Origin of the sequence: Candidatus Bandiella numerosa (assembly GCF_021811875.1) — a bacterium.
Lineage (GTDB): Bacteria > Pseudomonadota > Alphaproteobacteria > Rickettsiales > Midichloriaceae > Aquirickettsia > Aquirickettsia numerosa_A.
The window spans coordinates 1-4256 of record NZ_JAJBJD010000094.1 but is presented as its reverse complement, the minus strand read 5'-3'; the positions used below and the strand labels follow the sequence as shown (position 1 = coordinate 4256).

Here is a 4256-nt window from a genome sequence, read left to right as displayed (position 1 = left end):
GCACACAATGTTTTGCAGATTAAAGCGACTATGTCCTCTAATGAGTGGAATCTTTATGAAGCAAATATTGACAATGAGTTGATTCTAAAAGTTGCTTAACGCTATCTAATATTTATGCTTCCTTTATTGCATTGCAACTTAGTTAATGATTAAAATGTTTGATAATACATTGCATTTATAAAAAAATAATGCTATAATATCACCGTATACTTTTTTAAAGTGGCATTTATTGCAATTTAGGTTTAATTAACGATGTATAAAAGATGTATAAAACAGGGAAATTCAATTTTTTAGAAAATTTTATAAAGGGTATGATCTCTTTTGGTAATTTTTATTATGGTGCTGTAAAAAAATTTCATTCAAATAGGCATAATAATCTAGATGACAATTTTAATGATGTCGCATTTATTATTAGTAAAAATTTTAATAAAATGAAAGAGCATAAAAATGAGGAAAAAAAACGTAAATTTCGAAATCAATACAAAAAGAAATAAAATAACAAACAATAATAGGTACACTAACAAAAATACTAATAATTATAATAACAATAAATTTCCATCTCCAGCAATTTTAGAGAGCTATGAAGAAATTTATCCAGGTTTCACTAAGGAATTAATGGAATTAACAAAGATGGAGCAGGGACAAAAAGTTCAAAATCATGAAAATTGGGTGAAATCAATAAATGCAACATTGAGATTTGGTCAATTTTTAAGTTTTGTATTTAGTACTATTGTATTATATGTTTCTCTCAACTCATTTAATAATGGATCTATTAAAACTGGGGCAATAATATTTATTACATGGTTTGTTTTTCTTTTTATATTAAATATTAAATCAAATAAGTTAACTGGAAAGTTATAATAAGAATATGAGTAATATTATGCAACAAGAACAAGATTTTTTAAGACCATAAAAGTGTTGTAAAAGTTCAAACAGATGTTGGATTTTAGGTAGGTAAATAACGATGATTATCATAGTATAGTTTTTGTAGCAGGCAAGTAGGTTAGGGTGGTAAAGACTTCAAATGTGAAATTGCAAAATTCACAACAATATAGTTGATATCATGCTCACACTAAAATGAAAATTGATAATTGTTAAAAAATGTTAAATAGTGTATTGTCTGGAAAAATATAATAAGTATTTAAAGTGCATAAGTTTAGGACACATAAGTGTGGTGATTTAAGTTTTAATGATATTGGAAAGTTGGTGAAAGTTTCTGGGTGGATACACAGAAAAAGAGATCACGGTGGGGTATATTTTATCGATTTGAGAGATCATTTTGGTATTGTTCAATTGGTTACTTCAGATCAAGATAACAGGATTCATACTATACCAAAAGAAGATTTTGATAAATTAACATCACTAAGTTATGAGAGTGTAATAACAGTGGAGGGCAGGGTTGTTAAAAGGTCAGAGGATACAATTAATAACGAAATGGCAACAGGGGAAGTTGAAATTGTTATTGAGAAATATATTGTTGAATCTGAAGCAGAGATGTTGCCGATAAATGTAAATTCCACTCAACCTTTTCCAGAGGATTTAAGATTAAAGTATCGCTTCCTTGATCTAAGAAAAGATAAAATGCACGACAATGTTAAATTAAGAAGTGATGTTATAAAATTTTTGCGAAACGAGATGTGGAAGCAAGGTTTTTCTGAGTATCAAACTCCAATTTTAACAGCAAGTTCTCCAGAGGGAGCTAGGGATTTTTTAGTACCGAGTAGATTAAATCCTGGTAGTTTTTATGCTCTTCCGCAAGCCCCACAGCAGTTTAAGCAATTATATATGATTTCTGGATTTGATAGGTATTTTCAAATTGCACCATGCTTTAGAGATGAGGATGCAAGGGCTGATAGGGCACCTGGAGAGTTTTATCAACTTGATATTGAGATGTCGTTTGTGACACAGGAAGATATATTTGCTACACTAGAGATAATATTGTCAAACACTTTCAAAAATTTTTCTAATTGGAATATTTCCAACTCTCCATTCAAAAGAATATCGTATGATGAGTCAATTTTGAAATATGGTACTGATAAACCTGATTTAAGAAATCCCATATTAATAGCGGATGTTACAGATATTTTTAAAGGATCAGATTTTAGTATATTTAGTAATGCGATTGAAAAGGGTAGCGTAATAAGAGCAATTCCAATTCATAAATGTGGAGATTTGAGTAGAGGGTTTTATGATAAGATGATTGCGTATGCTCAATCTGATTTAAAAGCAAAAGGGTTAGCTTATATTATAGTTGATGAAAGCGGAAATGGCAAAGGGCCAATAGCAAAATTTTTGAGTGATGAAAAATTTGTAGAGCTTAAGAAGATTTGCAATTTAAACGCTGGTGATTCAGTCTTTTTTGCCTGCGATGTTGAAAAAATTGCTGCGTCAAATGCTGGTAAAATTAGAAATAAGCTTGGACATGATTTAGGGTTAATTAAAGAAAATGAATTTAATTTTTGTTGGATAGTTGATTACCCGTTTTACGAATGGAGTGAAGATGAAAAGAAATTAGACTTTTTTCATAATCCATTCTCTATGCCTCAGGGTGGTTTAGATGTTTTAAATAAAGCAAGTACAATAGAGGAAAAATTATGCATTAAAGCATATCAATATGACATTATCTGTAATGGTATTGAGTTATCAAGTGGTGCTATAAGAAATCATCAATTACCAATAATGTATAAAGCATTTGAAAATACTGGATATAGTGTTGAGCAGGTTGATAAGTCATTTCCAGCAATGGTGAAGGCCTTGAAATATGGTGCTCCACCACATGGAGGCATTGCTCCAGGTGTTGATAGGATGATAATGTTGCTTGCTAATGAACCAAATATTAGGGAAGTTATTGCGTTTCCACTTAATCAAAATGCACAAGATTTGTTGATGGGTGCTCCATCTGAAGTTGATAAAAAATTATTATCAGAGTTAGGGATATCGATTTTAAAAAAGGTAAAACAATAAAGCTAGTTATTTAATGATTTTTGGTATTGGTTGCGATATTGTGAATATTGACAGGGTTCAATCAACCCTAGATAAATTTAAGGATAAATTTTTAAATAGGGTATTTACAGAGCAAGAAATAAGATTAAGTAGATCAGCGAATAACGTTTTTTATTACGCCAAAAGATTTTCAGCTAAAGAGGCATATGCAAAGGCAGCTGGATGTGGAATTGGAAAAAAAATTAATTTTCAAGATATTGAAATATTAAATGATGAAAATGGGGCTCCTTATTTTAGTAAACACCCATTGCAAAAAAAAAATATCAGGGCTTTTTTATCAATTTCTGATGAAACTAAATATGCCATATCTTATGTGGTATTAGAGAAAAATTAATCATAGAAATTAGCCGTAGGTCATAATATTATTGCTTTAAAGATGCAAAAAAATTTCCTATTTAACAGTAAAGTCAAAGTATTCATTTTTAAATGGTTCATCAATTAGTGTAAAATGCCACCATTCCTTCCATAAATTTTGAAATCCATATTTTTCCATTATTGACTTAAGCAGTAACCTATTTTTTTTAGCCTCACTTGATATATCAGCATTTGCGGTATTAGAAGTTTTATCAAAAAAGTCAAAAATAGTGCCCATCTCCAATTGATTATTAGTATTTTTTTCAACTATCGTCAAATCAACGGTACTTCCTCTAGAATGGGTTGAAAGGGTATCTGATATGTAATTACCAATTGTTTTGGAGCGATGGATATTTGGGTAATATATTTTTTTAATATCTGGATTATTTTCTTCAGAATTAGCCCAATCTATAAAATTCTTCGCAGACATTTTAGGTCTATAAGCATCAAAGATTTTCAAATTTAAGCCATATTGATTGAGCTCTGAATTAATTTGTTTAAGAATGTTTGCAGCTTTTAATGTGATAATGCAGACTTCTTTTTCATATCCAATAACGACTTTACCAGTGAAATTATTGGTCGTAGCATACCTGATATCGGTAATTATCTCAGGCGCAATATCATTTAAATATACAAAATCCTTATGCATAAAACTTAATTTTATTATGTATGATACTTCCTAGGTCTATAAAAGCAAGTAGTATGAAAAATATAAGGTCAAATAATTGTAGCCATATTGAATAGGAAGCATAAATATTAGATAGCGTTAAGTAACTTTTAGAATCAACTCATTGTCAATATTTGCTTCATAAAGATTCCACTCATTAGAGGACATAGTCGCTTTAATCTGCAAAACATTGTGAGCATTCTCTCTGGTCCACTGCATTTTTTGTTTTCGC

At 29.9% G+C, this 4256-nt stretch carries 5 protein-coding genes; 4 read left to right on the top strand and 1 reads right to left on the bottom strand.

Going from position 1 to position 4256, the window contains the following annotated elements; all coding sequences use genetic code 11:
- Positions 1 to 263: 263 nt before the first annotated feature.
- The 4 genes from L8D11_RS03830 (at position 264) to acpS (ending at position 3337) form a co-directional block, all read left to right on the top strand.
- Positions 264 to 494, top strand: coding sequence for a hypothetical protein (locus L8D11_RS03830; RefSeq protein WP_236870353.1), 231 nt, complete (start codon positions 264 to 266; stop codon positions 492 to 494).
- Positions 448 to 861 (top strand): DUF2335 domain-containing protein, encoded by a 414-nt coding sequence (locus tag L8D11_RS03825; protein WP_236870352.1) that lies wholly within the window; start codon positions 448 to 450, stop codon positions 859 to 861. Before L8D11_RS03830 ends, L8D11_RS03825 begins: the two co-directional genes overlap by 47 nt.
- A 285-nt stretch (positions 862 to 1146) precedes the next feature.
- A complete protein-coding gene (gene aspS, locus L8D11_RS03820; RefSeq protein ID WP_236870351.1) occupies positions 1147 to 2964 on the top strand; it encodes an aspartate--tRNA ligase in 1818 nt (605 codons plus the stop codon).
- Between the two features lie 13 nt (positions 2965 to 2977).
- Positions 2978 to 3337, top strand: a complete 360-nt coding sequence (acpS, locus tag L8D11_RS03815) for a holo-ACP synthase (RefSeq protein ID WP_236870350.1) — start codon at positions 2978 to 2980, stop codon at positions 3335 to 3337.
- A gap of 57 nt (positions 3338 to 3394) precedes the next feature.
- Here acpS and L8D11_RS03810 read toward each other — a convergent pair whose 3' ends face one another.
- Positions 3395 to 4006, bottom strand: a complete 612-nt coding sequence (locus tag L8D11_RS03810) for a M15 family metallopeptidase (protein WP_236870349.1) — start codon at positions 4004 to 4006, stop codon at positions 3395 to 3397.
- Between the last annotated feature and the right edge of the window lie 250 nt (positions 4007 to 4256).